Source organism: Streptomyces sp. MUM 203J (assembly GCF_022414595.1).
GTDB lineage: Bacteria > Actinomycetota > Actinomycetes > Streptomycetales > Streptomycetaceae > Streptomyces.
Window position 1 is genome coordinate 66234 of the sequence record NZ_JADWYO010000006.1, and the last position, 24434, is coordinate 90667.

Genomic DNA, 24434 nt, shown 5'->3' on the forward strand with positions numbered 1-24434 from the left:
CGGCGTTCACCCCGAGGACGCGCGGTGCCGTTGCGCGTCCTCGTCGGTCGTCGCGTCATACGCGACCAGCCCCGGCAGCGCCGCCGCCAGCAGGCCCACCGCCCCCACGCACGCCGCACCCCCCGCCCAGACCGCCGTCCGCGTCCCCGTCCAGCCCGCCATCGCGCCCGCCCGCACCTGCCCCAGCTGCGGGCCCACGCTGTACGACAGGACCTCGATGCCCGCCAGCCGCCCCCGCAGTCCGTCCGGGATCGTCTGGTTCCAGATCGTGGACCGTCCCAGCCCGCTCAGCATGTCGCCCGCGCCCGCCAGCACCAGGCACAGCAGCACCAGCCAGACGTTCGACAACCGGCCCGCCACCGCCACCGCCAGCCCCCAGCCGGCCGCCCCGCACACCACCATCAGCCCGTGCCGTCGCACCCGCGAGGTCCAGCCGCTGGTCAGGCTCAGCAGTACGGAGCCCACCGCCCCCGCCGTGTACATCAGGCCCAGCGACCACGGCGCGTCCAGCTCGTCCGCCAGGAACGGGAAGAGCGTGTGCGGGAACGCCAGGACCATCGCGACGAGGTCGATCGCGTACGTGCCCAGCAGCACCGGCCGCGACCACGCGTAGCGCGCGCCCTCCGCGATCCCCCGCAGGGACGGCTTCTCACCGCCGCCCGCGGGCGGCGCGGGGGAGAGGCGCAGGCACAGCAGCACGGACACGGCGAAGCAGGCGACCGTCAGGGCGTACGCGACGGCGTGCCCCGCGTACGCCACCACCAGCCCCGCCACCGCCGGCCCCAGGATCGCTCCCGTCTGCCACCGCAGCGCGTTCAGTGCCGCCGCCGCCCCCAGCTGGTCGTGCGGCACGATCCGGGCCAGCAGCGCGTCCAGCGCGGGCCGCTGCAGCCCCGCGGCGGCCGACACCCCGGCCGCGACCAGGTAGACCGGCCACAGCAGCGGCACCGGCAGCAGCGCGTTCACCAGCAGGACCGCGGCCAGCGCCCCCAGGCCCAGCTCCGAGCCGAGGATCACCTTCCGCCTGTCCACCGCGTCCGCCAGCGCCCCGCCGTACAGCCCGAACACCACCAGCGGCACCAGCTCCACCGCCCCCATCGCGCCCACGGCCAGGGGCGACCCGGTGAGGTCCTTGATCTGGAGCGGAAGCGCGACCATGGCCGTGAAGCTGCCGAAGTACGTGATCAGGCCCTGCACCCACAGCAGCCGGAACTCCCGCGAGGAGCGCCAGGGAGACAGGTCGGGCAGAAGGGCGGCGAGCTTGGACGTCACAGCGGGCCATGGTCGGGAGCCGACCGCCGTACCGGCAACCGGTTTTCGCCGCGCCGCCCCTACCAGCGCGGCGGCGGAGGCGCCGTCAACTGGTCGGCCAGCCACGACAGGCGGTCCCGGAAGCGGCGCCGGCCCCGGGGCGCGGGCAGGCCGTTCTCGCCGGCCGCCGCGCTCACCAGGTGCTGGACCATGTCCAGGTCGACGCCCTCCTCCCGCCCCCCGGCCACCGTCAGCGCCTCATGGGCGAGGCCCCGCACCTCCGCGTCGCCGCCGTCCAGCGACAGCACCGTCGCCCCCGCGCGCCGCGCGTCGTGCACCCGCTCCAGCAGGCCGCCGCCCGGCCGGTCCGGGACCACCAGCAGCAGCGTCGCGCCCCGGCCCGCCGCCTCCAGGCGGCCGAGCCCCACCGACAGGTGTGCCGGATCCCGCGGCAGGACCCGGTGCCGTACCAGCGTCGGCGACAGCTCCGGCCGGCCCGACCACATCGCCTCGTCCGCCAGGTGCGCGGCCAGATGCCAGGGCTCGTACGCCTCCGTGCCCACCAGCAGCAGTCCGCCCCCCTGCGGCACCACGGACGAGCGCAGCGCCCCGGCGAACCCGCGGGCGGCGGCGGGCCATCCGGTCCCGTCCAGAACCTCGCGCAGCAGCGCGACACGCACGGCGTCCATGGCGCCGCATCCTGCCCGGACGGCCGCCCGCCACGCGGCCGTTCAGCGCCGGGTCACCCGTACGGGGGGCTTGGCACGTAGTGTCAGTTCCATGACTGACACGGAGAAGAAGCCCGCCCCCGCCCCCCGCGACCCCTGGGACCTGCCCGACGTCTCCGGTCTCGTCGTCGGCGTCCTCGGCGGCACCGGCGACCAGGGCCGCGGTCTCGCCTACCGGTTCGCCCGCGCCGGACAGAAGGTGATCATCGGCTCCCGTGCCGCCGAACGCGCCCGCACGGCGGCCGACGAGCTGGGCTTCGGCGTCGAGGGCGCCGACAACACGGAGTGCGCCCGCCGCAGCGACATCGTCATCGTCGCCGTGCCGTGGGAGGGGCACGCCGCCACCCTCCAGGCGCTCCGAGAGGAGCTGCGCGGCAAGCTCGTCATCGACTGCGTGAACCCGCTCGGCTTCGACAAGCAGGGGGCCTACGCGCTGAAGCCGGAGGAGGGCAGCGCCGCCCAGCAGGCGGCCGAGCTGCTGCCCGAGTCCCGGGTGACCGCCGCGTTCCACCACCTGTCGGCCGTGCTGCTCCAGGACCCGGAGGTCGAGCGGATCGACACGGACGTGATGGTGCTCGGGGAGAAGCGCGCCGACACCGACGTCGTGCAGGCCCTCACCGCCCTCGTTCCCGGCATGCGCGGGGTCTTCGCGGGGCGGCTGCGCAACGCCCACCAGGTCGAGGCGCTCGTCGCGAACCTGATCTCGGTGAACCGCCGCTACAAGGCGCACGCGGGACTGCGGGTCACCGACGTCGAGCGCTGACGGTGCCCTGTGCGGGGCACGGGGGCCCATGGGGGACACTGGACGGGCAGCACACCCGCCAGCCCCTGACAGGAGCCGACCCCATGCCCCGCCTCGCGCTCTACGCCCTCGTCGTCTGCGTGCTCGCCGCCGCCGCGGCCGTCGTCTCCTTCGCGCAGGGCATGTGGCTCGGCATCGTGTGGGTGCTGCTGGCCGGGGTCTCGTCCAACATGTGCTGGTACTACTGGCGCCGCGACCGCCGCCCTGTCAGCGGCTGAGCCCCGGCAGGCGCTCGCAGACCGGGTGCGGCTCCTGCCAGAAACGGTAGAGGTCGCGCCCGCAGGACGACTCCGCCCCGCTCACCCCGAGCACGTCCAGCACCCCGTCGACCAGACCGAAGAACGCCTGGTTCACCGACGGTTCGAACAGCAGGACGAACAGGGCGATGATGCCGTACGGGGCGAACGGCGCGATCTGGCGCCGCACCCGCTCCGAGAGCCACGGCTCCAGCACGCCGTACCCGTCCAGTCCCGGTACCGGCAGGGCGTTCAGGATCGCCGCCGTCACCTGGAGCATCGCGAGGAACGCCAGGGCGGAGCGGAAGCCCGTCGGCACCCCGTCCAGCGTCCCGAGCCAGAACGGCGCCGTGCACACCAGCGCGAACAGCGCGTTCGTCAGCGGCCCCGCCGCCGAGATCAGACTGTGCCGCCAGCGTCCGCTGATGCGGTGCCGCTCGATGAAGACCGCGCCGCCCGGCAGCCCGATCCCGCCCATGACCAGGAACAGCACCGGCAGCAGGATGCTCAGCACCGCGTGCGTGTACTTCAGGGGATTGAGGGTCAGATAGCCCTTGGCGCCGACCGACAGGTCGCCGCTGTGCAGCGCGGTCCGGGCGTGCGCGTACTCGTGGAGGCAGAGGGAGACGATCCACCCGGCGGTCACGAAGACGAACACCAGCAGCCCGCGCCCGACCGATGGCCAGAGCGAGCCGTCCGACGGGGTGCCGGGACCCGCCCACACCGCCCACCCGGCGACGGCCGCGACCGCGGCGATCCCCAGGAACACCGGACTGATCCTTCGCTCCACCGCCGTGGTCATACGCCGTCCCCTCGCCCCGCACTCCGACCCGCATGCCGACCCCGGACCCCGGCCCCGGAATCCGGTCCGTACGACCGTACGCCCCCCGGACGCACCGACAGCCCGCCGATGGGGGAAGTCGGCGGGCTGTCGTCTGTGCCGCAGTGGCTCTGAGATGCGCGTCAGTGGAAGGTGTGCTCCTCCGCCGGGAACGCCCCGCCCTCCACGTCCTGCGCGAACGCCTGCGCCGCGTCCCCGAGGGTCTGCCGCAGGTTCGCGTACTGCTTGGTGAAGCGCGGCACCTTCCCGCCGGTCAGCCCGGCCATGTCGGTCCACACCAGGACCTGGGCGTCCGTGCCCGCGCCCGCGCCGATGCCGATGGTCGGGATGTGCAGCGACCGCGTCACCTCGGCGGCAAGCCCGGCCGGGACCAGCTCAAGGACCAGCGCGAACGCGCCCGCCTCCTGCGCGGCCTTGGCGTCGCGGAGCAGCTGGTGCGCGTCCTCGTCGGCCCGGCCCTGCACCCGGTAGCCCATGGTGTTCACGGACTGCGGGGTCAGTCCCAGATGGGACATCACCGGGATGCCGGCCTGGACCAGCGTCTCCGTCTGGGCCAGCGAACGCTCGCCGCCCTCCAGCTTGACCGCGCCCACTCCGGCTTCCTTGACCAGGCGCGTCGCGGTCCGCAGGGCCTGCACCGGGCCCTCCTGGTACGTGCCGAACGGCAGGTCCGCGACGACCAGCGCCCGCTTGGTGCCCCGGACGACGGCGGCGGACAGGACGGCCATCTCGTCCAGCGTGACGGGCACGGTGGTGTCGTAGCCGAGGTGGCAGTTGCCCATCGAGTCACCGACGAGCAGCACCGGGATCCCGGCGTCGTCGAACACGGACGCGGTCATCGCGTCGTACGCGGTGAGCATGGGCCACTTCTCGCCGCGCTCCTTGGCGGCGGCGATGTCGTGCACGGTGATACGGCGGGTGCCCTTGCCCCCGTACAGCGCCTTGGGGTGCCTCTCGCTCCCCGTGCTGCTGTCGTCGGCCTGTTTCCGGGCAGACTGAAGCGTCATCTGAAACGGCTCCTTCGTCATCTCGAGGCGCCCTCACGGCGTCCCCGGACCATGTCCATGGTGGCACTACGTGCCGCATGGGGGAAGTCGCGGAGGGCGCAGCGGCGCAAGTCACAGCGGAGATCGAGACGGATGTGGCGGGAGGCGGCTCCGGCGGAGCAATCCGACACGCCGCGGCACCGGAGGCGCACGTACGGTGAGGTGTATGGCCTCGTCCACCGGTTCGCCCCGGCCCGCCGCCTCCCCCGGCCCGCCCCCACCGGCCCGGCACCCCCGTCGCTGGGCCGTGCTGGGCGTGCTGATGCTCAGCCTGCTGATCGTGGTGCTGGACAGCTCGATCCTGAACGTGGCGGTCAAGACCATCGCGAGCCCTCCACCCGTCGGACTCGGTGCCACACAGAGCCAGTTGGAGTGGGCGATCAGCGCCTACGCGCTCGTCTTCGCCGGGCTGCTGTTCACCGCCGGGCTCGTCGGGGACCGGCTCGGCCGCCGCGGGACGCTGCTGTTCGGCACCGCCGTGTTCGGCGCGGCCTCCGCGCTGGCCGCGCTGGCGGACTCGCCGGTCGAGCTGATCGCGTACCGGGCGCTGATGGGGTTCGGTGCCGCGTTCGTGCTGCCCGCGACGCTGGGCGTGCTGATGAACGTGTTCGAGCGGGACGAGCAGCCGCGCGCCATCGGGATCTGGGTGGGCGCGGTCGGGGTGGCCACCGCGATCGGCCCGGTGACCGGCGGTCTGCTGCTGGAGCACTTCTGGTGGGGCTCGATCTTCCTGGTGAACGTCCCGGTCGTCGCGGTGTCACTACTGGCCACCCGGCTGCTGGTGCCGGAGTCCCGGGACCCGGCGCCCGGCCGGGTCGACCCCGGCGGTGTGCTGCTGTCGGTCGTCGGGCTCGTGCTGCTCGTGTACGGGATCATCCGGGGCGGCGAACTGGCCGACTTCACCCACTGGGGGGTGCTGCTGCCGGTGGCCGGCGGGCTGCTGGTGCTCACCGGCTTCGTCGTCCACGAACGGCGGGCCGCGCATCCGGCGCTGGACATGGGCTGGTTCCGGGTCCCGGCGTTCTCGGCGGCCGTCGGGGGAATCGCGCTCGTCTTCTTCGCGCTCATGGGCGTGACCTTCTTCACCGCCTTCTACCTGCAGAGCGTGCGCGGCTTCACCCCGCTGGAGACGGGCCTGCTGCTGTTGCCGCTGGCGCTCACCCAGGTCCTGTTCGCGCCGCGCTCCCGGCTGGCGGTGCGGCGCTACGGGGCACGGGCGGTGAGCGCGGCGGGGCTGCTGCTGGTCGCGGCGTGCATGGCCGCGTTCGCGGTCTTCGACGACACGACGCCCCTGTGGGCCGTAGAACTGGTGCTGTTCGCCCAGGGCACGGGCATGGCACATGTGTCGCCGCTGGTGACGGTCACAGTGATGCAGTCGCTGCCGCGGGAGCGGGCCGGCGCGGGCTCGGCGGTCAACAACACGTTCCGGCAGGTCGGCGGGGCGCTGGGGGTGGCGGTGCTCGGCTCGGTGCTGTCGGCCGCCTACCGGGACGGGGTCGAGGGGCACCTCGGTGCGCTGCCTCCGGGGGTACGGGAGTCCGCGGGCGAGTCCGTCGAGGCGACCCTCGCCGCCGCCGAGCGCCTGGGCCCCGCCGGTGAGGCCCTGGTCGGGCCCGCGCACACGGCGTTCCTGGACGCCATGCACCTGACCGCCCTGTGCGCGGCGGTCGTCGCGGCGGCCGGGGCGGTGCTGGTCGGCTCGTTCCTGCCGGGGCGGCGCCCGGCGACGGGCGGCAGCCCGCCCGCGGAGGGGGAGCGGCGGGGGCCGCGGCACGCGAAGGCGCGCCGCTGAGGGGTGGCCACAGGACCGTTGGCCGTGAATGTTCGCGTTTCGTTACAACCCGCGTCTTGACCGCACCCCCAGGAACCCCTCATCGCGCCCGGTCGTCATCGAGGCCGTACGGACGTTCCGTGATCGCCTACTGTCGTGATCCGGGACGGCCGGACGGACCACTGGACACAGGACGTGAGGACGGCGGAATGGCGCGGGTGGACGACATGACCGGGACCGGGGACGGGGCCGACGCACAGCAGCGGCGCCCGGGATCCGGGCTCCGCGCGTCGGCCTCCCTCCGGCAATGGCTCACCCGCTGGCGCGGCGACCCCGGGATCTGGCGCCGCGGCCTCGTCCTCACCGCATGCGCCGTCCTGCTGGCGATGGTGCTGGCGCTGCACGCGTACATCCCCAACGACATCGGGAACCTGGGCAGCCTCGTCGAGACGTTCCTCCCGTGGTTCGGCCTGCTGGTACCGGTCCTGCTCGTGCTCGCCCTGCTGCGCCGCTCGGCCACCGGCCTGATCGCGGTCCTCGTCCCGGCCCTGGTCTGGACGAACCTGTTCGGCGGCGTCGTCACCGACCGGTCGGGCCGCGGCGGCGACCTCACGGTCGTCACGCACAACGTCAACGCCGACAACCCGGATCCCGAGGGCACCGCCACCTCGGTGGCCGCGTCCGGTGCCGACGTCCTGGCCCTGGTGGAGCTGAAGCAGTCCATGGTGCCGGTCTACGAGAAGGCGCTGACCGAGGCGTACCCGTACCACTCGGTGCAGGGCACGGTCGGCGTGTGGAGCAAGCACCCGCTGAGCGACAGCCACCCCGTGAGCATCCGCCTGGGCTGGACCCGCGCGATGCGCGCCACCGTCGCCGCGCCCGGCGGCGACGTCGCCGTGTACGTGGCCCATCTGCCGTCCGTCCGGGTCAAGCTGAAGGCCGGGTTCACCGCCAGCCAGCGGGACGCCAGCGCCGACCAGCTGGGCGAGGCCATCGCCGGGGAGTCCAAGCGCCGCGTGATCCTTCTGGGCGACCTGAACGGCACCATGAACGACCGCGCCCTGCGGGCCGTCACCTCCCAGATGCGCTCCACCCAGGGCGCGGCGGGCGACGGCATGGGCTTCAGCTGGCCCGCCGCGTTCCCGATGGCCCGGATCGACCAGATCCTGGTGAAGAACGTGGAACCGGTGGCGTCGTGGACCCTGCCCAGGACGGACAGCGACCACCTGCCGCTCGCCGCACGCGTGAAGCTCTGAGGACAGCTGTGCTCGTGTTCCCGGAGCCCACGAGCACAGCGACCTCCGAGCGCGGTCCCACGGCGGGCCGCCGGGCCCGCGCGAGCCGGGTGCGGTTCAGCCGCGCAGGGGGTCCTGACGCCAGCGGTTGGTGATGGGCAGGCGCCGGTCCTTGCCGAAGACCTTCGCGGAGATCTTGGTGCCCGGCGGGTACTGCCGCCGCTTGTACTCCGCCATGTCCACCATCCGCAGCGTGCGCGCTACCAGCTCGGCGTCGAAGCCCGCCGCGACGATCGCGTCCATGCCCTGGTCCTGGTCGACGTACAGCTCCAGGATCCGGTCCAGCACGTCGTAGTCGGGCAGCGAGTCCGTGTCCACCTGGTCCGGGCGCAGCTCGGCGCTCGGGGGTTTGGTGAGGGAGTTCTCCGGGATGGGCGGGGTCTGACCGCGCTCCTCGGCGGCCCGGTTGCGCCACCGTGCCAGCCGGAAGACTCCGGTCTTGTACACGTCCTTGATCGGCCCGTACGCGCCCACCGAGTCGCCGTACAGCGTCGAGTAGCCCACCGCCAGCTCGGACTTGTTGCCCGGCGCGAGCACGATGTGCCCCTCCTGGTTGGAGACCGCCATCAGCAGCGTGCCGCGCAGCCGTGACTGCAGGTTCTCCTCCGCGAGCCCGGTCAGCCCGAGCGCGCCCATGTACGCGTCGAACATCGGCTCGATCGGTACGGTGCGGAAGTTCAGCCCCGTGCGGCGGGCCAGCTCGGCGGCATCGTCCCTGGAGTGCTGCGAGGAGTACTTCGACGGCATCGACACGCCGTACACGTGCTCCGCGCCCAGCGCGTCACAGGCGATGGCGGCCACCAGCGCCGAGTCGATGCCGCCGGACAGCCCGACCAGCACCGACCGGAAGCCGTTCTTCGCGGCATACGCGCGCAGCCCGACGACCAGGGCGGTGTACACCTCCTCGTCGTCGTCCAGCCGGTCCGCGTAGCCGCCGGTCAGCTCCGGCTCGTACGCGGGCAGCGGCGCCCCGGACAGGACGACACGCTCGATCCGCAGCCCGTCGTCGACGACCCCCGTGACCGGCTCGGCGGCGGCCCCGGGAAGGTCGAGGTCCAGGATCACGCTGCCCTCCGCGAACTGCGGGGCCCGCGCGACGACCTCGCCGTTCGCGTCCACGACGATCGAGTCGCCGTCGAAGACCAGCTCGTCCTGCCCGCCGGTCATCGCCAGATAGGCGGTCGTGCATCCGGCCTCCTGGGCGCGCTTGCGCACCAGCTCCAGCCGCGTGTCGTCCTTCTCGCGCTCGTACGGGGAGGCGTTGACGGACAGCAGCAGCCCGGCTCCCGCGGTGCGGGCCGCCGGGACCCGGCCGCCCTCCTGCCACAGGTCCTCGCAGATCGCCAGCGCCACGTCCACCCCGTGCACCCGGATCACCGGCAGGGTGTCGCCCGGCACGAAGTACCGGTACTCGTCGAAGACGCCGTAGTTCGGCAGGTGGTGCTTGGCGAACGACAGGACCACCTCGCCCCGGTGCAGCACCGCCGCCGCGTTCTGCGGCGCCCCGGCGGGCTGCCCGACCCTCGGCTGGGCCTGCTCGGCACGGTCCAGGTAGCCGACGACCACCGGCACCTCCCCGAACCCCTCGGCGGCCAGCCGGGCGGCCAGCGCGCGCAGCGCGGTCCGCGAGGCCTCCACGAACGACGGCCGCAGGGCCAGGTCCTCGACGGGATAGCCGGTCAGCACCATCTCCGGGAACGCGACGAGATGCGCCCCCTGCCCGACGGCGTGCCGGGTCCAGTGGACGACGGACTCGGCGTTCCCGGTGAGATCACCGACGGTCGAGTCGACCTGATTCAGAGCGAGGCGAAGTTGAGGCACGCGCCCCAGTGTAATCGTCAGTCCGACGCGATGTCCCGCACTGTGGCACGCACCACCCGCCCCGCCTCCGCCCGCGCCTCCCGGCGCGGTCGCTCAGGACACCGGGCCCCGCCACACGGTGTCCTCGTAGGACCCGATCGACGGCGAGAGCGTCAGCTCCACCTCGCTCAGCGCGTCGGACGGCGCCGAGAAGGAGAACGTCCCGCTGATCGTCTCGCCCGCTCCCAGTCCCTCCTGGCTCCACAGCGTGAGATGCGTGTCCTTGAGGTTGAAGACCATCTCGGCCGGATCCCCGTCCGCGTCCGTGACCATCGGCAGCGACGAGCCGATGTCCACGCCCTGCGGGCCCTCGTTGACATACGTCAGCTTCACCCGGAACGCCGTCTCCCCGGCGGCGACGTCGACGTCGGGGGAGTCCGCCGGGTACCTCTCCGGCTCGCCGATGGTGACCTTGAGCCCGTCCTCGTACGCGAAGGACGTCCCGAAGGGCAGCGGCTCCGGGCTGCCGGGCAGGGTGTTCTCGTTGCCGTCCGCGCCGCCCTCGTCCTCGCCCGGCACCGCCGGGGCCGAGTCCGACGGTCCGTGGTGGTCGATCGGACCCTTGTCCCGGGCCTCCACGATGACCAGCACGACGAGCGTCAGCCACACGAGGGCCGCCACCATCGACAGCGCGCCGAGGATGATGCCGGTGATCGCCATGCCCCGGTTCGTGGCCTCGCCGCGCTTCGCCCGGACCTGGCCCACAATGCCGAAGACCAGGGCCAGGAGACCCAGGACGCCGCCGAACCAGAAGGTGATGGGGACCGTCGCGAAGACGATGCCCACGATGCCCAGCACCATCCCGGTGACGCCGAGCCCGTTGCGCGGCGGGGGCGGGGGCGGATACGGCATCCCCGGGAATCCCGGCATTCCCGGAGAGCCGTACGGCGACTGCGGAGTCTGCGGCGGCGGGGGCCAGCCGCCCGGCTGGTGCGGGCCGTTCTGCGTGGGCATGGTCATGCGAAGTCTCCCCCCGAGCGAAAGGATCACCCTAGCGGTGACCCCGCCCGGGGGGACCGTCGGCCCTGCCCGGAGGCGTGCTCAGCGGCGGTAGCCCAGCACCGTCATCATCCCGGCCTCCGCGTGGTAGACGTTGTGGCAGTGCAGCATCCACAGGCCCGGGTTGTCCGCGTCGAAGTCGACGGAGAGGTTCCGTCCCGGCAGGATCACCGCCGTGTCCTTGCGCGGCCCGCCGGCGGCATCGGCCAGCTGGAAGGTGTGGCCGTGCAGATGCAGCGGGTGCCACATCTGCGTCGAGTTGGCGAACACCAGCCGGATCCGCTCGCCCGCCTTCACCGCGTGCCGCGGGTCCGGAGTGTACGGCCGCCCGTCGAACGCCCAGTCGTACCTCGCCATCCCACCGGTGAGCCGGATCCTCACCGTCCGGTCCGGCTCGCGCGGCGCGAGCGCGACGGACGGGTCTGCCTTCAGCCTGCCGGCCGTCAGAACGGCGCCGGTCAGCTCCTTCGGCCGTGCGGACGCCTCAGGTGTGGCCCCCGCGCCGGTACGCAGCACCGCCAGCGCCGTCGCCTGCTTGCCCTCCGCCTCCGCGACCAGCGGGAACACCCCGTCGCCCGCCGTGACCAGCACGTCGTACCGCTCGCCCATGCCGACGAGCAGCGCATCCGTCCCGGTGTGCCGCACGGGGAAGCCGTCGGTGTGCGTCACGGTCATCCGGTGACCGCCCAGCGCGACCCGGAACGCGGTGTCGCCGCCCGCGTTGACGATCCGCAGCCGCACGCGGTCCCCGGGCCTGGCCCGGAACTCCGAAGGCGCCTCCGCCGTCCGGCCGTTGACCAGGTAGTGCGGGTAGGCCACATCGCCCGCGTCGCCGCCCAGCAGATCGCTGCTCGCACCCGTCATCATGCGCGACGGGCCGCGGGAACCGGCCGGGCCCGGAGCCGCCGCCCCGTGCCCCTCGTGACCACCGCCGCCGGCGCCTCCGCCGTGGTCCATGCCGCCCATGCCCCCGCTCAGCTCCGCCAGCACCGCGTCCGGTGTCGACCCGTCCACGCCGTCCAGCCAGTCGTCCAGCAGGACGACCCACTCCCTGTCGTACGCCAGCGGCTCCTTCGGGTCCTCGACGACGAGCGGCGCGTACAGCCCCCGGTCGAGCTGTGTGCCGGAGTGCGGGTGGAACCAGTACGTGCCGGGGTGCGGCACCGTGAAGCGGTAGGTGAAGTCCTGCCCCGGCCCGACGTCCTGCTGCGTCAGACCGGGCACGCCGTCCATGTCGTTGCGCAGGGCCAGCCCGTGCCAGTGCAGCGACGTGCCCTGCGGCAGGTGGTTGGCGAGCGTCAGGTCCAGGGTGTCACCGGCTGTGACCCGCACTTCCTTGCCGGGCAGTTCACCGCCGTACGACCAGGTCCTGACGGTCCGCCCGGCACCCAGGTCCAGACTTCCGGCGGTGGCGGTGAGCCGCACGGTGCGGACGGGCCCCGAGCCGCGCGCCTTCTCGGCGGCCAGCACCTCGGGTCCGTCGGGTGCGACGAAGCCCTCGGGCGCGGGTGCGCCGGGTGCGCTGGGGGCGTTGTGCCCGGAGCGTCCCGGGCCGCCGCCCGGCCCCGCGCAGGCGGACAGGGCGGCGGAACCGGCGACGGCGAGACCCGCGCCGAGGACGGCACGGCGGGACGGAGACGTACGGAAGGAGGACATGACGGAACGCACCTCGTGCAGGTGTGAAGGGAGTGGGGGAAGGAGGGCACGGCGGTGCGCCGTGCGCGTGGTACGGGCGGGGCGCGCCCGTCTTCCTAGATCCGCAGCACCGACAGTTCGGCCAGGGCTATGCGCGGTCGTGGGAGCCGAGTCCGCCGCGTGCCCCGGGACGTCGGCCCGGCACGCCGGAGGAGCGACCGGCCGGTGCCGTCCGCACGCCGCCGTGCCGGCCGGAGTGCGGCGAGCCCGCCGAGGCCCACACCGGCCGAGCCGAGCAGAAAAAGGCAGATCATCGTGGGATCTATTCCGCCCGGCGGTACGTCTTCAGGGACAGAGGTCGCAGAGACGCCATGCGCCGAGCCGCCGTGCGAGGCGGGCGCCGCCGCCGAGTGCGGCGCAGCCCCGTACTCCGAATGCCCCGAAGGATGGCCCCACGTGTGCATCGTGACGATGCCGAGCAGCAGAGCGGCGAGCAGCAGGAGCCTTCCGAACCCCGCTCGTACTCCGTCCGCCCTGGCACGCATGCGTCGCAGCCTACCCCCTCGGGGTACTCGTCCCGGGCATCCCCCGCCACGGCTCGTCGCCGTCCTCCTCGCGCTCGGCGCGGTCGCCTACAGCTCGTGGCTGCCGGAAGCCGCACTCGGCACCGGGCTCGACCCGGTCCAGTCGTACGTGAGCGAGCTGGCCGCCACCGACCGGCGCCTGGGCGGTGTCTTCCGCACCGCCGACCTGGTCTCCGGCACGCTGCTCGTGGTCGCCGCGCTGTGGGCCCTGGCCGTGTCCGCGCGGCGCCGCTGGGCGGTGACCGGCTGGGTGGGGCTCGCGCTGTTCGGGGCGGCGACGGCCGCCGACTCGCGGCTGCCGCTCAGCTGCGCGCCCACCGCCGACGCCGCCTGCGCGGCCCGCGAGGACGCCGGGCTCGTCCCGCTCACCCATGCGGCGCACGCCGTCAGCTCCAGCGTCGCGGTCGCGGGCGCGCTGACCGCCATGGCCGCGCTGACCCTCGCGGCCCGCCGCTACGGCTGGTGGCCGCCCGTCGCCCGGACCGGGGCCGTCCTCCTCGTCCTGGCGGGCACCGCCACCGTCTGGACACTGGCCGCGGTGGCCGCCTTCGAGGCAGACCGCGGCCACTGGGGCCTGGGCGCGGCCCAGCGCCTCCAGGTCCTGCTGATCGCGCTGTGGCTGCTGACACTGGCCTGGGCGCTGCTACGGGAGGGACGGGACGCGCCGGGGAGGCGGGAGGCTCCGTCCGCCCGGGCCGAGGCACCGGAGGCGCCGTGAAGAACCGGCTGGACTGGAGCGGCTTCGTTCGCGTCGACGGCGTCCCGCACCACGTCACCGTCGAGGGCACGGGCCCCGTCTGCGTCCTGAGCGCCGGGCTCGCGCTGGCCTGGTTCGACTGGGACCCGGTGATGCCGCTGCTCACCCCGCACCGCACGGTCGTCCGTTTCGACCGCCCGGGCCACGGACTGAGCGCCCGGGCCCGTACCGCGCCCACCGCCGAGGGCGAGGCCCGCCGGATCGCCGCCGTCCTCGACGCGCTGCCAGGGACGGCCGCCCGGCCGGTCACCGTCGTCGGGCACTCCCTCGCCGGGTTCCACGCCGAGGCGTTCGCCCGCCTGTACCCGGGGCGCGCGGCGGGGCTCGTGCTGGTGGACGCGTCCGTCGAGGAGCACGCGCGTGTGCCGGGCGCGCGAGGCGCCCGCACCGCTGCCGCCCGGGCCCTGGAGGCGGCGCTGGGAGGGGTGGGCGCGCCCGTGGTGCTCGGCCCGTCCGCCCGCCGTGTGATGGTGCGGCTGGGCCGGGCGCGGCACGCCCCCGACCCGGCGCCCCGGGCGCTGGTGCGGCGCTGCTACCGGACCCGTCGGGTGCTGGGCGGCGCGCTGTCGGAGAACACGCACTACCGGGCGGTCGCCGCCGGGCTGCTCGCGCTGCGGACCGCGTGCCCGCTGCCGCCCGGGCTTCCGGTGACCGTGCTGGCCGCGCCCGGCCGGCCGGACGGCACGGACGCGTGGACGGTCCGCCAGCGGGCGCTGGCGGACCGTCTGGGCGCACGCTTCGGAGCCGTACGGGAGTCGGGGCATCTCATGATGCTGGACCGCCCCGACGCGGTGGCCGAGGCGGTCCTGGCGACATGACCGAAGGAGAGGTCAGGCCCGGCCGTACACCGCCTGTGCGAACTCCCCGACCTTCTCGTCGGGCAGGTTCCTGGCGAGGTCGGCCTCGCTGATGATGCCGACGAGCCGCTTGTTGTCGATCACCGGCAGCCGCTTGATCCGGTGGTTCTCCATCTCGCGCAGCACCTCGCGGACATCCGAGTCCGCGTTGATCCAGCGCGGGGTGCCCTCCGCGACGTCAGCGCAGGTGACCCGTGCCGGGTCCCGCCCGGCGGCCACGCACTTCACCACGATGTCACGGTCGGTGACGATGCCGCAGAGTCGCTCGTCCTGGTCCGCGATGGGCAGCGCGCCCACGTTGTGCTCGCGCATCAGCTGCGCGGCGCGGTCCAGGGTCTCGTGTTGGGGGATCCAGTGGGCTCCCGGGTGCATGATGTCTCGGGCGGTGGTCATGAGGTGCATACCTCCGTAGGACTGCGTGAACGTCGAACGCCGTACGTCAGGCCGCACGCCACAACGCCGTACGGCACCGTCCCCGAGCCCCTCCATTCTGGCCGCCCCGACCGGGCCCCGCACCATCTGTGGCCGCCACCCGGGTGGGCGGCGGCCACAGCGAGGGCGATGCGGGCGGTCAGCCGCGCGGCTTGGCGCCCCGCTCCGCGAGCATGTCCGTCATCAGGGCGATCTCCGACTCCTGGGCGTCGACCATGCCCTGCGCGAGCCGCTTCTGCTGCGGCACCTCACACGAGGTCGCACAGCCCTGGGCCATGTGCACCCCGCCCACGTGGTGGTCGATCATCAGCTGGAGGAACAGCACCTCGGCCGCCTTGCCGTCGAGCGAGCGCAGCCGCTCCATCTCGGCCCTGGTGGCCATCCCGGGCATCAGCCGCTGGTCGTCGCCCTTCGCGTCTCCCTGCGCGGCGGCGTCCTCCCCGTGCTTCTCCCCGTGCCCCTTTCCGTGCTGCATCCAGGCCATCGGCTCCCGGTCCGCCACCGTCTTGGGCAGCTCCCACAGGTCCAGCCAGCCCAGCATCATGCCCCGCTGGTTCGCCTGGGTGTTGGCGATGTCGTACGCGAGACGGCGCACGTCCTCGTCGTCCGAGCGGTCCCGCACGAGGAACGACATCTCGACCGCCTGCTGGTGGTGCACCGACATGTCCCGGGCGAATCCGGCGTCCGCCGAGTCGTCCGCCACCGTCGCGGCCCTCTCCGGAGCCCCCGCGTCGCGCCCCAGCGCGGTGACGGTCGCCCACCCGGCGAAGACCAGGGCCAGGAGGACGGCTCCCGCCGCCACCCAGACCGTGCGGGTCATCGCGCGGCTCACTTGTCCATCCCGCCCGTGCCGCCGGTGCACGCCGCGCCCGGCTCAGGCGTCTGCGGGCCCTGCACGTACTTGGTGAAGAACTGGTTCACCCGCGGGTCGTCGGCGCCGTCGACGGTGACCTGCTTGCCCCAGGCGGAGAGCATGATCGCCCCGTCCTGGTCCTTGACCGGGCTCATCAGGGAGTAGGGCGTCCTGCCGACCTTCTCCTCCAGCTTCTTCACGTCCTCGGCCGGCGCCTTGTCGTTGTAGGTGACCCAGACCGCGCCGTGCTCCAGCGAGTGCACGGCGTTCTCCTTCCGCAGCTCCTCCTTGTAGACCGTGCCGTCGCAGTCGGCCCACATCCGGTGGTGGTCGCCGCCCACCGGCGGGTTCATCGGGTACGAGACGGACTTCGGGTCCACGTGGTTCTGGGTGAGCTTCTCCCAGGTCTTCTCGTCCTCGACGGGCGCCTTGGCGGCTGCCTCCTGCTGCTCCTTCTTGTTCTGCTCCTTGTTCAGCACGTAGCCGCCGAACCCGACGAGCCCGGCGACGACGGCGGCGCTCACGGTGAGCGTGATGATCCGGTTGCGGCGCTCGCGGGCCTGCTCGGCCTTCCGCATCTGCTCTATGCGTGCGCGGCGTTCCGCGGAGGTGCCTCGGTTGGAAGACATGGTGATCTGCTGCCCTTACGACGAAGTGGGAAGTGGTGGGGGAAGACGGAACGCGGACGTGCGGTCTACGTCCTCAGCACTTGCAGCACATGCAGGTCCGGCGCGCGCGGCAGGGCGCGGGCGCAGGGGAGGGCGACCGGTCCGGCGACCTGCCCGCGCGCGGCGACTGTGTCCGCGGGGAGGGGCGAGTCGAGCGGCGGGGCGGTGAGCACCGCGGGCGTGAGCGAGGGGAAGAGCCCGCAGCCGCGGTCGTCGAGCGGGCAGCCGAAGCGCTCGCTGCCGAGGCCGGCGAAGGGCCGCGCACCGGCACCGGCCGCCGCTTCGGCGCCCGCCACGAGCGTGACCCCGGCCGGGACCTCGCCGGGCGCCCCGGCCCGTGCGGCGGAACGGCCCCCGCCGTCGGTGTGCTGGGCGGGGGCGAGACAGAGGAAGAGCGTGGCGAGCAGCGTCGCCACGGCACTCACCAGGGCCATGGGACGCGAAAGGCGCGCGGGGCGCGCGCCGCGTATGAGCGGCAGGCCCTCCATGGTCGCTGATGGTAGACCAGGGCTCACTCCCCCCGGGAGACACTCAGCGCCAGCAGCGCCACATCGTCGACGACCTCTCCGGCGTACGAGGACAGATCACGCCATACAGCCCGTACCAGTGCCGCCGGGTCCCGTTCCAGCGGGATCCGCGTGATCAGCGGGTAGAACACCCCCTCCGCGTCCCGCGCCTCCGTCACTCCGTCGGTGTGGGCCAGCAGCACATCGGTCGGCGCGAGCGGTACGGCCGCGGGGTCGGGCGCCCGGAAGTCCGCGAGCCCCAGCCCGAGGGGCGGCCCGTACTCCAGGGCGACCTCCCGGACACCGTGCCCGTCCACGACGAGCGGCGGCGGATGCCCGCAGCTGACCACCCGCACCTCGCGCGCGGCCCCGTCGGGGAACTCCATCAGCACCGCCGTGGCGAACAGCTCGCCCCCTTCGTCCAGCCGCTCCCCGTCCACGACCAGCCGCCGGTCCAGCCTGGCCGCGACCCCGGCCAGCTCGGGCTCGTCGAGCACCGCCTCCCGGAACGTGCCGAGCAGCGCCGCCACCGTCCCGACGGCCGAGAGCCCGTGCCCCTGCACATCCGCCACGATCGCCCGCACCCCGTACGGCCCCGGCTGCACGTCGTACAGATCTCCGCCCACCAGCGCCGACCGCTCGGCCGCCCGGTACAGCGCCCCGCACCGCACCGCCCCCACCCGTGCGGGCAGCGGCGGCAGCACGGCCAGCTGGGCCGCCTCCGCGACGCTGCGCACCGACACGAGCTGGGCGTCGCGCCGGGCCCGCACCCAGGCGAGGAAGGCGCTGGCCGCCGCGATCAGGCCGAACGAGACCAGGTCACCGTCCGAGAAGTGCTCGGACCGCACCTCGGGCACGATCAGCACTCCGATGGCGGTGGCCGAGACGAGGGACGTGCCGAGCACCCCGTACACGAGCGAGGTCAGCGGCGCGATCACCGCGAAGGCGAACTCCAGCTGGACGGTCTCGGGGGTGAGCAGCTGCGCGAGCAGTACGGCCGCGACCAGCAGCCAGGGCATGAGCCGTACCCAGAGCTGCGGCCGCGCTCCGGGCAGCGCCCGCTCGGCACCCTCCATGTGCCCCAGTCTGCGCGCACCCGGCCCGAGCCGCCTTTCCCGCGATTCCCCCGCGTTACGTACACCACACCCACCCAGGCACTATGGATCTGCAACGCGCACGAAACCGTGTGGTGGCATGCTGGCCCTGATCAGCGAGGATGGGTGTGGAAATGGACAAGCAGCAGGAGTTTGTGCTCCGGACTCTGGAGGAGCGCGACATCCGGTTCGTGCGCCTGTGGTTCACCGACGTGCTCGGCTTCCTCAAGTCGGTGGCCGTGGCCCCGGCCGAACTGGAGCAGGCCTTCGACGAGGGCATCGGCTTCGACGGCTCCGCCATCGAGGGCTTCGCCCGCGTGTACGAGTCCGACATGATCGCCAAGCCGGACCCGGCGACGTTCCAGATCCTCCCGTGGCGCGCGGAGGCACCGGGCACGGCCCGGATGTTCTGCGACATCCTCATGCCGGACGGCTCCCCGTCCTTCGCCGACCCCCGCTACGTCCTGAAGCGCACCCTGACCAAGACCTCCGACCTGGGTTTCACCTGCTACACCCATCCGGAGATCGAGTTCTTCCTGCTGAAGGACAAGCCGGTGGACGGCAGCCGCCCCACTCCCGCCGACAGCTCCGGCTACTTCGACCACACTCCGCACAACGTCGGCATGGACTTCCGCCGTCAGGCGATCACGATGCTGGAGTCCATGGGCATCTCGGTGGAGTTCTCCCACCACGAGGGCGCGCCCGGCCAGCAGGAGATCGACCTCCGCTACGCCGACGCGCTCTCCACGGCCGACAACATCATGACGTTCCGCCTGGTCATGAAGCAGGTGGCGCTCGAACAGGGCGTCCAGGCCACGTTCATGCCGAAGCCCTTCTCCGAATACCCCGGCTCGGGTATGCACACCCACCTGTCCCTCTTCGAGGGCGACCGGAACGCCTTCTACGAGTCGGGCGCGGAGTACCAGCTCTCCAAGGTCGGCCGCTCCTTCATCGCGGGCCTCCAGCGCCACGCGGCGGAGATCTCGGCGGTCACGAACCAGTGGGTCAACTCGTACAAGCGCATCTGGGGCGGCTCCAGCCGCAGCGCGGGCGCGGGCGGCGAAGCCCCGTCCTACATCTGCTGGGGCCACAACAACCGCTCGGCCCTGATCCGCGTCCCCATGTACAAGCCGGGCAAGACCGGATCGTCCCGCATCGAGGTCCGCTCCCTGGACTCGGGCTGCAACCCGTACCTGGCCTACGCCGTCCTCCTGGCGGCCGGCCTCAAGGGCATCGAGCAGAACTACGAGCTGGGCCCCGGCGCGGACGACGACGTGTGGGCCCTGTCCGACGCGGAACGCCGCGCCATGGGCATCGAGCCGCTGCCGCAGAACCTGGGTGAGGCGATCGCCCTGATGGAGCGCAGCGAACTGGTGGCGGAGACGCTGGGGGAGCACGTCTTCGACTTCTTCCTCCGCAACAAGAAGCAGGAGTGGGAGGAGTACCGCTCCGAGGTCACCGCCTTCGAACTGAAGAAGAACCTGCCGGTGCTGTAGATCCACATCAGGGCGGGTTCCACCCGCAGCGTTGCGTCCCGGGGCGGCGCGGTCGACGACCGCGCCGCCCCGGTCCCGTATCCACCCGTCGTGCCGTCATGTGACGCCGGACGCGCGTGCTCCTGTGCCGTCGAGGAAGGTGCGGGAACTCCCAACCCGACGGCACGCGAGCCATGTTGCTTCCAGCCCACTCGGCCCGCCGTTCACCGCTCCGGCTCCCTGCGCCGTCGTGCCGTCCCTGGCCCCTGCCCGTCGCCCTTCGCGCGGACGCGGTGGCTGACGGCCTGTCGGCGTCAGTCGAGGACCGCGGTGGCCTCGATCTCCACGAGATGCTCGGGAACGTCCAGCGCCGCGACGCCCAGCAGCGTGGCGGGCGGGACCGGGGTGACCCCGAGTTTCGCGGAGGCCCGCTCGATCCCCTCCAGGAGCTGGGGCATCTTGTCGGGGGTCCAGTCGACGACGTGGACGGTCAGCTTCGCCACGTCGCCGAAGGAACCGCCGACCCCGGCCAGGGCGGTGGCGATGTTGAGGTAGCACTGCTCGACCTGGGCGGCGAGGTCGCCCTTCCCGACCGTGACCCCGTCCCCGTCCCAGGCGACCTGCCCGGCGATGAAGACCAGCCTCGTCCCCGTCGCGACCGACACCTGCCGGTAGACGTCGATGGCGGGCAATCCGTCGGGGTTCGCCAGTGTGATGGCCATGCTGCTGCCTCCTGTGCTCTCTTGTGGTTACTCGGAAACCGTAGGAGAGTGGCCGCTGACATGGAAGAACGCACTTTTCAGTGACTGGGGAACCTGATGGTGACCAAGCAGTACACGGGCTCGCCCGACGAGGCGGACCTGAGGCGCGCGGACTCTCTGGCGCGGGAGATCTTCTCCGACCTCGCCAACAAGTGGGCACTCCTGATCGTCGAGGCCCTGGGGGAGCGGACCCGCCGCTTCAGTGAGCTGCGCACCGAGGTCGACGGCGTCAGCCACAAGATGCTCACCCAGAACCTGCGCATGCTGGAACGCAACGGCCTGGTCGAACGCACCGTGCACCCCACGGTGCCACCACGGGTCGACTACACCCTCACCGAACCGGGCCAGGCCCTGCGCGCCACGATCGCCGGCATGTGCGACTGGACGCACACCTACCTCGCCCACATCGACGCCTCCCGCCGCCGCTTCGACGCCTGACGCGTGGCCTGCCGATGATGCGGCGCCTACCGCCCCTGAGCCTCCGCCGCGGACGGGTGGATGTCGTGGGCGACAACACTCATACGGTGTCCCGGTGCTGGGACGGGAGCCCCAGAATGGCGTCCGCTTCGGTCTGTTCCTCGGGGGTCAGCTCGATGTCATCGGTCCAGGTGCCGGGCTCCGCCTGGCTTCCGTCTCCGCCTGCAGGGCTTCAAGAGGCTCGAAGTCCTTCCTGACGCGGACCTGCTCGTCCATCTGCGCCTGGATCGCGATGGTGATGAAGGTGGAAACGTTCATCACCAGCCGGGAAGCATGCTGCTTGAGCCCGGCCGCACGTCGCCCGGCATGCTGACAGAAAAGCGCTCGGTCGCCAAGCCGTTATGGTAGTGCGCGGTGTTCCGCCACGAGCTCGATATGGATGGCGAAGACCCCCAAGGCTTCCTTCTCGGGCGGGTAGATGCTGCGGATCAACGCCATGAGTTCGTCATGGGTCATGGACTGGGCGCCGATGGCCGAGCCGTCCTCGGCGGCGAGCATGGCTTCAAAGGACGGGTATTCGACAACTTCGGTGACACGGGTACGCAACGTGTCGTCGCCGGAGGTGAAGCGCAGGAAATCCCCGGCGGCGATCTTCCGGATCTTGGCGTAGCCGACACGGACTTCGACCGACTTGATGCCCTGCCGGATGAGGTCGAAGTAGGGCTTGCGGATGTTCAGAACGTGCTCGGCTGGCAGGGGGGCGGCCATGGGTTTGGTCTCCTTCGAGCTCAAGTGGCGTTGGCGTGGGCCATGGCGTGACGCAGTCCCTCCACCACTGTGTGGCGGGGATACCGGCGGGTTAGATAGCTGGTCAGGTCTCGCGCTCTGCTTCGTACGGAGTCGACAACACGGGCTGACTCCAGGGCCTGATGACCGAGGGTAACGGCGTCATCTGGGGCACCGAGCTGGGCGAGGGCAATGGCCAGGTCGATGCGGGCGATGGCCTCTCGACTGGGCGAGTGGGACGTCGACGGGGCGGCTTCGTATGTCGCGATGGCACGTTCGGCGTACCGCCGTGCTTCGTCAGCTCGGCCGAGCCAGATGCACGACGTCGCGGGATAGGAGGTCAGGGCGTACTCCGCCAGTGGCAGGACATCCAGGCCGAAGCGGCGTGGCGATCGCGGCGGTAGGACCTGATAGGCGTCTTCGGCGCTGCGGAGCGCGGCCGTGAAACCCTCCGAGTCACCATCGGCCGCGCAGGCGCGTGCGGCCTGGGCGTGCAGTCGTACGGTCAACGGGTGGTCGGCAGGGGCTTCGGCCAGCCCCCGGCGGGCAGCGGTGAGAGCTTCGGTCGGGCGTTGCTCATACAGGTTGATGGACGTTGCGGCGTCCATCGCCCACGCACAGAGCTGGCCATGCCCGGCTTGTTGGCCTTGCACGAAGGCATCAGCGGCGAACGCGAGGCCCGTGCGGGCATTGCCGAGGTCGTGGGCCAGCCAGGCCAGCAATTCCGACAACCACCCGGCGATGGCGAGTAGTTCTCTGCCCTGGTGATGAGTGTACGTGCCCTTCAGTAGCGCGCTCACTTTGCGGCGATAGTCCAGCACGGCCTCGAAGAGCACGTGCGGGGGCTTGATCGAGTACGCGCGGTTGAAGTCGGTGACTGCTACGTCAAGATGGTCCAGGGTGTCGGAGGCGAGCATGCTCTCCTGAGCCTGCCGAGTGAACTCCGCTGCCTCAGCAACTGCCTGCTTCAGGAGATCCGCAGTGGCGGCCGGTGTGACGAAGGTGAACCCAGCCAGTTTCGCGGCATCGCGTCGCTTCGTGGCACTCACCTCCGTCGACGGACCACCCTCGTCGATGGCCTCCCATGGCCGCGGCGGTAAACCGAGCATGGCTCCAGGGATGCCGAAACCGTCAGCCACGCGTTCGATGACCTCATGCCCGCGAATGCCGCGGACACCTCGGATGATGTCGCTGACGCGCGAGCTGGTCATCTTGCCGATCGCAGCCGCCATAGCCGCATGACTCGATCCAGTACGCCGATTGACGAGCCGAAAAATCTCCTGGAAGTCGTGGACTTCGCAGGCCCTCCTCATTGCTTCGCTCTGGAGGAGTACGTCTGGGATTGGCAGGGGGCAGCCGTTGCGTTGCTGGGTCTCGGGTTCGTCCATGGGGCACCTGGCAGGGACGGCAGTGGTCGGACCAGCGTAGCCCGATCTCTGAACGGGGTTCCCCAAAGCGTCGGTTGGGGCTCCCCGCTTGCCGTTCCCGCAGGAGCCTCATCTGCCTGAAGCTCATCGACAGGCACCTTCCGTGCCCAAACGTGGACGCAGAAGACCCCCGCGACCGTCCGACCGGTCCGGGGGCGTGGCCAACGCGTCCGACACGAAGCGACTTCAGGGAGCGTCAACATGGCAAACACTATCGCCCGACTGTGTCCCCCGACGGGGTGCAGGCGGCACGAGGTCGTCGCCGCTCACGCGGCCCGGCGGCGTGAGCTCCGGTCCGCCGTGCACGGGATGGCGGTGCGCTGATGAGCCAGCTCACTGCGACTCCGCAGGTGGACCAGGTGGTGCGGCGCTGGAGCCGAGGCCCCCGGTGCGTGGGGCGTGCACGGGCGGAACTGTCCAGCACACTGGCCGACTGGAACCTGGTGACCATCAGTGATTCGGCGCTGCTGGTGCTGTCCGAGTTGCTGACCAACGCGGTCCGGCACGCCCGGGTTCGGGGCCGGGAGATCGAGACGCGGTTCGTGCGACTGGCGCAAGGCGTGCGCATTGAGGTGCACGACGCGTCCAGCGTCTGTCCGGTTCGCGTCGCGCCCAGCGAGGACCTGTTCAGTGGCCGGGGCCTCCTGATCGTCGATGCCCTGTCCGGCCGGTGGGGCGTCTCGGACCGCCGAGGCCCCGGCAAGGCCGTCTGGGCCGAACTGCATGCCCAGGCGGTGATCGCGTGAACAGCCCCTACACCTTGGCGCTACCGCCAGGACCCGAGGCCCTGGACGGCATCGGCGCGACCTCCTGGATCGATCACCGCGCAGGGGGCTTGGCCTGTCTGTTGCTGACAAGCGAGAACTCCACCAGCGAGAGTGCCCTGCGTGGCATGGCGCTCGGCCTCGGGCTGGCCGGCATCGTCGTCCGCCCCGTCCCTGTGGCAGCACATGGGCGCGTACTCATGCGGGGCAAGATGGCCGACCTCGACTACGGCCATGACTCCTGCCTCCTCCAGGTGCCTACCTCGGACCCTCTGTGGCTGGCCCGCGCGTCCACCCTGGGAGCGGTCCGTGTGACCGTCGGCCTAGACCCGCTGACTCCGGGTGCGGACCGGGAAGCCGTCGGCGCCTACCTCCGCCGCGCCAGGGAAAAAGGGCATGCCTTCTCTGGTGTCTGCGTCGCTGCGCCAGGCGGGTAGCCGAAGCGTGGGGGACGTTCGAGGCTGTCCTGGGGGCGTAGGCGAGCGCTCAGCTCAGGATGCGTGCTGGGTCTCCTGATCAATAGCCGAGTGGGCCCCGCCGGGTCGGCGGGGCCCACTGTTCCACAGGCTGCTGATCAGGGAGCTATCGG

At 72.2% G+C, this 24434-nt stretch carries 26 protein-coding genes; 10 read left to right on the forward strand and 16 right to left on the reverse strand.

What is annotated here, in order from left to right:
• Window positions 1–6: 6 nt before the first annotated feature.
• A complete protein-coding gene (locus I3F58_RS05790; RefSeq protein ID WP_240107127.1) occupies window positions 7–1272 on the reverse strand; it encodes an MFS transporter in 1266 nt (421 codons plus the stop codon).
• Between the two features lie 59 nt (window positions 1273–1331).
• Window positions 1332–1940 (reverse strand): hypothetical protein, encoded by a 609-nt coding sequence (locus I3F58_RS05795; RefSeq protein ID WP_240107128.1) that lies wholly within the window; start codon window positions 1938–1940, stop codon window positions 1332–1334.
• 91 nt (window positions 1941–2031) lie between these two features.
• Between I3F58_RS05795 and npdG the strand changes: the two genes are divergently transcribed.
• The gene (gene npdG / locus I3F58_RS05800) at window positions 2032–2742 is read left to right on the forward strand and encodes an NADPH-dependent F420 reductase (RefSeq protein WP_240107129.1); all 711 of its coding nucleotides are present in this window, start codon (window positions 2032–2034) and stop codon (window positions 2740–2742) included.
• Between the two features lie 83 nt (window positions 2743–2825).
• The gene (locus tag I3F58_RS05805; protein WP_240107130.1) at window positions 2826–2999 is read left to right on the forward strand and encodes a hypothetical protein; all 174 of its coding nucleotides are present in this window, start codon (window positions 2826–2828) and stop codon (window positions 2997–2999) included.
• Here I3F58_RS05805 and I3F58_RS05810 read toward each other — a convergent pair.
• Window positions 2989–3819, reverse strand: a complete 831-nt coding sequence (locus tag I3F58_RS05810; protein WP_240107131.1) for a site-2 protease family protein — start codon at window positions 3817–3819, stop codon at window positions 2989–2991. The genes I3F58_RS05805 and I3F58_RS05810 overlap by 11 nt on opposite strands.
• Before the next feature lie 161 nt (window positions 3820–3980).
• Window positions 3981–4865: a 3-methyl-2-oxobutanoate hydroxymethyltransferase gene (gene panB, locus I3F58_RS05815; RefSeq protein ID WP_240107132.1), complete on the reverse strand. Its 885-nt coding sequence runs from the start codon at window positions 4863–4865 to the stop codon at window positions 3981–3983.
• Between the two features lie 205 nt (window positions 4866–5070).
• On the opposite strand from panB, the gene I3F58_RS05820 reads away from it, so the two are divergent.
• Window positions 5071–6696 (forward strand): MFS transporter, encoded by a 1626-nt coding sequence (locus I3F58_RS05820; protein ID WP_240107133.1) that lies wholly within the window; start codon window positions 5071–5073, stop codon window positions 6694–6696.
• A 188-nt stretch (window positions 6697–6884) separates the two neighbouring features.
• Complete coding sequence (locus I3F58_RS05825; protein WP_240107134.1) at window positions 6885–7931, forward strand: endonuclease/exonuclease/phosphatase family protein; 1047 nt, start codon at window positions 6885–6887, stop codon at window positions 7929–7931.
• Window positions 7932–8027: 96 nt separating this feature from the next.
• Here the strand turns inward: I3F58_RS05825 and I3F58_RS05830 are convergent, their stop codons facing one another.
• The 3 genes from I3F58_RS05830 to I3F58_RS05840 form a co-directional block, all read right to left on the reverse strand.
• Window positions 8028–9791 (reverse strand): NAD+ synthase, encoded by a 1764-nt coding sequence (locus tag I3F58_RS05830; RefSeq protein WP_240107135.1) that lies wholly within the window; start codon window positions 9789–9791, stop codon window positions 8028–8030.
• Between the two features lie 93 nt (window positions 9792–9884).
• On the reverse strand, window positions 9885–10790 hold the full coding sequence (locus I3F58_RS05835) for a DUF4190 domain-containing protein (protein WP_240107136.1): 906 nt from the start codon (window positions 10788–10790) through the stop codon (window positions 9885–9887).
• Between the two features lie 81 nt (window positions 10791–10871).
• Window positions 10872–12485 (reverse strand): multicopper oxidase family protein, encoded by a 1614-nt coding sequence (locus I3F58_RS05840; protein ID WP_275678180.1) that lies wholly within the window; start codon window positions 12483–12485, stop codon window positions 10872–10874.
• Window positions 12486–13007: 522 nt separating this feature from the next.
• Here I3F58_RS05840 and I3F58_RS05845 point away from each other — a divergent pair.
• Both I3F58_RS05845 and I3F58_RS05850 read left to right on the forward strand, forming a co-directional pair.
• Window positions 13008–13766 carry a DUF998 domain-containing protein gene (locus I3F58_RS05845; RefSeq protein ID WP_240107137.1) on the forward strand — a complete coding sequence of 253 codons (759 nt, stop codon included), beginning with the start codon at window positions 13008–13010 and terminating at the stop codon, window positions 13764–13766.
• Complete coding sequence (locus I3F58_RS05850; RefSeq protein ID WP_240107138.1) at window positions 13763–14623, forward strand: alpha/beta fold hydrolase; 861 nt, start codon at window positions 13763–13765, stop codon at window positions 14621–14623. Before I3F58_RS05845 ends, I3F58_RS05850 begins: the two co-directional genes overlap by 4 nt.
• A 12-nt stretch (window positions 14624–14635) precedes the next feature.
• On the opposite strand, the gene I3F58_RS05855 is transcribed toward I3F58_RS05850, so the two are convergent.
• From I3F58_RS05855 to I3F58_RS05875, 5 genes are all read right to left on the reverse strand, one after another.
• The gene (locus I3F58_RS05855) at window positions 14636–15055 is read right to left on the reverse strand and encodes a CBS domain-containing protein (RefSeq protein ID WP_240107139.1); all 420 of its coding nucleotides are present in this window, start codon (window positions 15053–15055) and stop codon (window positions 14636–14638) included.
• Window positions 15056–15233: 178 nt separating this feature from the next.
• Window positions 15234–15914, reverse strand: coding sequence for a DUF305 domain-containing protein (locus I3F58_RS05860; RefSeq protein ID WP_240107140.1), 681 nt, complete (start codon window positions 15912–15914; stop codon window positions 15234–15236).
• Between the two features lie 8 nt (window positions 15915–15922).
• Window positions 15923–16576: a DUF3105 domain-containing protein gene (locus tag I3F58_RS05865; RefSeq protein ID WP_240107141.1), complete on the reverse strand. Its 654-nt coding sequence runs from the start codon at window positions 16574–16576 to the stop codon at window positions 15923–15925.
• A 65-nt stretch (window positions 16577–16641) separates the two neighbouring features.
• Entirely contained in the window at window positions 16642–17103 is a 462-nt protein-coding gene (locus I3F58_RS05870) for a hypothetical protein (protein ID WP_240107142.1), read from the reverse strand.
• A 23-nt stretch (window positions 17104–17126) separates the two neighbouring features.
• The gene (locus tag I3F58_RS05875) at window positions 17127–18197 is read right to left on the reverse strand and encodes a PP2C family protein-serine/threonine phosphatase (RefSeq protein ID WP_240107143.1); all 1071 of its coding nucleotides are present in this window, start codon (window positions 18195–18197) and stop codon (window positions 17127–17129) included.
• Window positions 18198–18349: 152 nt separating this feature from the next.
• Between I3F58_RS05875 and I3F58_RS05880 the strand changes: the two genes are divergently transcribed.
• A complete protein-coding gene (locus tag I3F58_RS05880; protein WP_240107144.1) occupies window positions 18350–19711 on the forward strand; it encodes a glutamine synthetase family protein in 1362 nt (453 codons plus the stop codon).
• Window positions 19712–20004: 293 nt separating this feature from the next.
• Here the strand turns inward: I3F58_RS05880 and I3F58_RS05885 are convergent, their stop codons facing one another.
• Window positions 20005–20412 carry a RidA family protein gene (locus I3F58_RS05885; RefSeq protein WP_240107145.1) on the reverse strand — a complete coding sequence of 136 codons (408 nt, stop codon included), beginning with the start codon at window positions 20410–20412 and terminating at the stop codon, window positions 20005–20007.
• A 96-nt stretch (window positions 20413–20508) separates the two neighbouring features.
• Between I3F58_RS05885 and I3F58_RS05890 the strand changes: the two genes are divergently transcribed.
• Window positions 20509–20889 (forward strand): helix-turn-helix domain-containing protein, encoded by a 381-nt coding sequence (locus I3F58_RS05890; protein ID WP_240107146.1) that lies wholly within the window; start codon window positions 20509–20511, stop codon window positions 20887–20889.
• A gap of 147 nt (window positions 20890–21036) precedes the next feature.
• Here the strand turns inward: I3F58_RS05890 and I3F58_RS05895 are convergent, their stop codons facing one another.
• From I3F58_RS05895 to I3F58_RS05905, 3 genes are all read right to left on the reverse strand, one after another.
• Entirely contained in the window at window positions 21037–21186 is a 150-nt protein-coding gene (locus I3F58_RS05895) for a hypothetical protein (protein WP_240107147.1), read from the reverse strand.
• Window positions 21187–21267: 81 nt separating this feature from the next.
• The gene (locus tag I3F58_RS05900; RefSeq protein WP_240107148.1) at window positions 21268–21636 is read right to left on the reverse strand and encodes an ASCH domain-containing protein; all 369 of its coding nucleotides are present in this window, start codon (window positions 21634–21636) and stop codon (window positions 21268–21270) included.
• A gap of 20 nt (window positions 21637–21656) precedes the next feature.
• Entirely contained in the window at window positions 21657–23042 is a 1386-nt protein-coding gene (locus I3F58_RS05905; RefSeq protein WP_240107149.1) for a tetratricopeptide repeat protein, read from the reverse strand.
• 362 nt (window positions 23043–23404) lie between these two features.
• Here I3F58_RS05905 and I3F58_RS05910 point away from each other — a divergent pair, with 362 nt between their 5' ends.
• Both I3F58_RS05910 and I3F58_RS05915 read left to right on the forward strand, forming a co-directional pair.
• Window positions 23405–23827: an ATP-binding protein gene (locus I3F58_RS05910; protein ID WP_240107150.1), complete on the forward strand. Its 423-nt coding sequence runs from the start codon at window positions 23405–23407 to the stop codon at window positions 23825–23827.
• Window positions 23824–24282 carry a hypothetical protein gene (locus tag I3F58_RS05915; protein ID WP_240107151.1) on the forward strand — a complete coding sequence of 153 codons (459 nt, stop codon included), beginning with the start codon at window positions 23824–23826 and terminating at the stop codon, window positions 24280–24282. Before I3F58_RS05910 ends, I3F58_RS05915 begins: the two co-directional genes overlap by 4 nt.
• Window positions 24283–24434: the final 152 nt, after the last annotated feature.